Consider the following 3531-nt stretch of genomic DNA (forward strand, 5'->3'; position numbering starts at 1 on the left):
CTCGCCGCCGGGCCGGACGGGCGTACCGGCCGGGTCGGCCGCGATCAGGCGTACGGCGGTGGCGGCTCCCAGGCCGAGGGCGAGGCGCAGAGCGCTACGGCGGCCCGCGTAAATGTGATGATCTTTCATACCTAACTGCTCGCACGGAGTTCCCGGCGTGCCCCCCGGCCACACCGGACAGGCGTCGAGCTGCACCCGATGGATGGAGCGCACCGGCCCTGTCCGGCGAGGACCCGTGTCGTGCGGCGGATGGGGCCGGGAGACGGGACGCGAGCGGGGAGGGACTAACCTCGGGGCCGTGACAGAGCAGCGGAACCACGGGTTCGAGCGTGGTACGGACGGCCCCAAGGTGATCGTCGCGGGCATCGACGGGTCCGACTCCTCGATGCGGGCGGCGGCGTACGCGGCGGGGCTCGCCCGCCGCCAGAACGCCATGCTCACCCTGGTCTACGTCCAGCCGGTGATGGCCGCCGGCGCGGCCCTGGGGGTGCCCGTCGCCCACACGACCGGCGAGGTCGCGGAGGGGCTGGTCAACGAGATCAGGACCGCGACCGAGCGGCTGAAGGACATATGGAACGTCCGCTGGGAGTTCCACACCTTCCACGGGGACCCGTACAACGGCCTGGTGACGGCGTCCGACGAGCTCAAGGCGGACGCCGTTGTGGTGGGTGCCTCCGAGTCCGCGGGACACCGGTTCATCGGTTCGGTCGCGGTGCGTCTGGTGAAGGCCGGACGCTGGCCGGTCACCGTCGTCCCGTGACGGCGTGCCCTGTGGTCACTCGCCTCTCACCAGGCCGTCCTCGGCGGCGCCCCGGCCGAGGACGACACCGCTGATCCGGTCACGGGTCTCCCGCAGCCGGCTGTCGCCGTCCGCCGCCGGGCCGCCGAGGGCGGTCACCCTCCCGGCGGCCGGGTCGAACCACTGCGGGAGGAACTCGGCCTTCAGGACCCTCCAGCGCTCCCCCGGCCGGCTGGGCGGCGCGAAGGTGAAGCGGGCCATCGAGCTCTCGTTGCCCCGCGGCTCCGGGGCCCCCTCGTCGTTCACCATCGCGCCGGCGATCTGGTCGCCCATGCCGTAGACGACCCAGGTGCCGTTGACCTTCTCGTACGCCTGGGGGACGTGGGCGTGGGTGCCGATGATCAGGTCGATGTCGGGACGTCCGTCGCTGGTGGAGGCGGTCAGCGCGTGGGCCAGGTCGAGCTGGTCGTCGTCCGGGGCCTCCTGCCACTCCGTACCCCAGTGCAGGGAGGCGACCACCACGTCCGCTCCGGCCCGGCGTGCCGCTCCGGCGTCGGCGAGGATCTTGTCCTGGTCGATGAGGCCGACTGCCCAGGGCCGGTCGGCGAGCGGCTCCTCGGCGTTGGTGCCGTAGGTGTACGAGAGGTGGGCGACCTTCGCCGCGTCCTTGGCCTTTCCGGCACTCAGGAGGGTCGGGCGGCTCGCCTCGGCGGCGGTGCGGGCGGATCCGGCGTGTGCGATGCCGGCCTGGTCCAGGGCGTCCAGGGTGCGCCGGATGCCCGGGGCCCCGTCGTCCAGGGTGTGGTTGGAGGCGGTGGAACAGGAGTCGTAGCCGGTGGCCCGCAGGGCGGCCGCCACCTCGGGCGGTGACTTGAAGGAGGGGTAGCCCGTGTAGGGGCCGCCGCGCTGCCCGTACACGGTCTCCATGTGGCAGATCGCGAGGTCGGCGGCCGAGACCGCCGGGGCGGCGCCCTTGAGCATGGGGCGGAAGTCGTAGCCCTGGCCGTCGGCGTCGGCGGCGGCGCGGTCGATGACCGGGGAGTGCGGCAGGACGTCGCCGGAGGCGAGCAGTGTGAAGGTGCGCGCGCCGCCCGCCGTGCCGCCTCCCGCTCCGCCCGCACCCGGGCTCGCGCCCGGCTGCCGGCCGGCGAGGCCCGGCGGGGTGGACTGCTGGCCGGCGCAGGCGGTCGCCGCGGCCAGCAGTCCGGCGGCGGCGATCACCGCACCGTGTCGGATGCGCTTCGTCATCTGCGGGGCTCCCGGTTCGGGTGATATCGGCCCTCCGAATAGATAGATGTTCATATCGGCGAGTCAAGACCAAAGGGCCTGAAGCGCCTCAACGGCCCGTATCGGCCGTATCGCCGTCCGCCGACCGTTCACCGCACCACTCGTCGCTCCGTGCGACCGCTCGGCGCACATCTCGGCACACCGCCTGTTCCCCCGCGCCCCGATGCGTTCGTATACGCCAGGCGGGAGCGAAGCGGCAGAGGCCGCCTCGGGAAAGGACGTTCACGATGAGCACGGCGACAACCGATGAGCGGACGCTCGCGGAGTTGCAGCGGGAGCACGGTCCGGCGCTCCTCCACTTCCTGCTGGGGCTCACCTTCGGCGACCGGCAGCGGGCCGAGGACCTGATGCAGGAGACGCTGGTGCGCGCCTGGCAGCACCCCGAGGCGTTCGACGCGCCCTACGACTCGATGCGCCCCTGGCTGTTCACCGTCGCCCGCCGGCTGGCGATCGACGCCCGCAGGTCCCGCCAGGCCCGGCCCACCGAGGTCAGTGACGTGGTGCTGGAGAGCGCCCCCGCCCATGAGAACACCGCCGAGTCGGCGGTCCGGGCTCTCGATGTGCGCCAGGCGGTCAGGACGCTCAGCCCCGAACACCGGGCGGTGCTGGTGCAGATCTACTTCCGCGGGCTGAGCGTGGGCGAGACGGCCGAAGCCCTCGGCATCCCCGCGGGCACGGTCAAGTCCCGTTCGTACTACGCGCTGCGGCTGCTGTCGCGCAATCTGCCCGGTTACTCCAGCAGGTCCGTCTCGTCGAGCAGCGCCAGCAGGCAGACGGCGTCGGCCACCTCCACGTAAGCCGCGGCGCAGGCGTCGCAGCGCTGGAGGTGGAGCGCGACCGAGCCGCTCTCGGCCGCGGACAGGGCGTCGAGCACGTACGCGCCCAGCAGCTGTCGCACATGCGGGTCGTCACCGCGTTCGGCGGTCATCGCACCTCGTATCTCCCGACCGGATCCTGCCCTTTGGCCCACGCGGGGCGGGCGTCCTCGGTTCAATGCTGCGTGAGGCCCGGTGTGCCGAGTCCAGGGAAGAGGCGAGACGGGATGCGTCCCGAAGACCACGACGACAGCGCCGGCGGGGGCGGGCTGCCGGTGCCGATGGCCTGGATGTACGCGGAGTACGTCGCCGACGGACTGCTGGGTACCGGCGACCTGATGGAGCCGACGACGCTGGAGTACCGGGCGGGCCGCGAGGCCCTCGCCCTGACGCTCTTCCTCTCCGGGGGGCCGGTCGCCGACGCGCTGCCGGCGGCCCGGGTGGACGAGCTGCGGCTGCTCACGGCGTACGGGGACGGATGGCGGCGATGGGTCGGCGCGCGGCTGGACACACGGCGGCGCACCACCGCCCCCGGCGCGCGTACCGATCCCGATCTGGCTCTGGCGTGTGCGGCCTGGCGGTGGCTGGAGGAGACCGAACTGCTGACCGCCGACCTGGAGGCGATCGGCCCTCCGGCCCGGGAGCGGACCGGGTACGAGGTCGACGGCGAGACCCGGGTGTGGACGGCGG

The 3531-nt window shown here is 73.1% G+C and carries 5 protein-coding genes; 3 read left to right on the forward strand and 2 right to left on the reverse strand.

All coding sequences use genetic code 11. The features are described from left to right. The first annotated feature begins 298 nt into the window (after positions 1–298). On the forward strand, positions 299–760 hold the full coding sequence (locus tag IH13_RS0133855) for a universal stress protein (RefSeq protein ID WP_031090595.1): 462 nt from the start codon (positions 299–301) through the stop codon (positions 758–760). A 15-nt stretch (positions 761–775) separates the two neighbouring features. On the opposite strand, the gene IH13_RS0133860 is transcribed toward IH13_RS0133855, so the two are convergent. Then, positions 776–1987, reverse strand: coding sequence for a CapA family protein (locus IH13_RS0133860; protein WP_031090597.1), 1212 nt, complete (start codon positions 1985–1987; stop codon positions 776–778). 266 nt (positions 1988–2253) lie between these two features. On the opposite strand from IH13_RS0133860, the gene IH13_RS0133865 reads away from it, so the two are divergent. After that, a complete protein-coding gene (locus IH13_RS0133865) occupies positions 2254–2823 on the forward strand; it encodes a sigma-70 family RNA polymerase sigma factor (protein ID WP_031090601.1) in 570 nt (189 codons plus the stop codon). On the opposite strand, the gene IH13_RS0133870 is transcribed toward IH13_RS0133865, so the two are convergent. Continuing rightward, on the reverse strand, positions 2757–2954 hold the full coding sequence (locus IH13_RS0133870) for a zf-HC2 domain-containing protein (RefSeq protein WP_031090603.1): 198 nt from the start codon (positions 2952–2954) through the stop codon (positions 2757–2759). The two genes, IH13_RS0133865 and IH13_RS0133870, sit on opposite strands and share 67 nt — an antisense overlap. Positions 2955–3068: 114 nt before the next feature. Here IH13_RS0133870 and IH13_RS0133875 point away from each other — a divergent pair. Continuing rightward, a partial coding sequence (locus IH13_RS0133875) for a hypothetical protein (RefSeq protein ID WP_063837530.1) occupies positions 3069–3531 on the forward strand: 463 nt, incomplete at its 3' end.

Origin of the sequence: Streptomyces sp. NRRL WC-3549, from assembly GCF_000721935.1 — a bacterium.
Taxonomy (GTDB): domain Bacteria; phylum Actinomycetota; class Actinomycetes; order Streptomycetales; family Streptomycetaceae; genus Streptomyces.

Bases quoted from the DNA above. Each gene is read 5' to 3' on its own strand.
- IH13_RS0133860 (WP_031090597.1), bottom strand. From the start codon at position 1,987: ATGACGAAGCGCATCCGACACGGTGCGGTGATCGCCGCCGCCGGACTG.
- IH13_RS0133865 (WP_031090601.1), top strand. From the start codon at position 2,254: ATGAGCACGGCGACAACCGATGAGCGGACGCTCGCGGAGTTGCAGCGG.
- IH13_RS0133870 (WP_031090603.1), bottom strand. From the start codon at position 2,954: ATGACCGCCGAACGCGGTGACGACCCGCATGTGCGACAGCTGCTGGGC.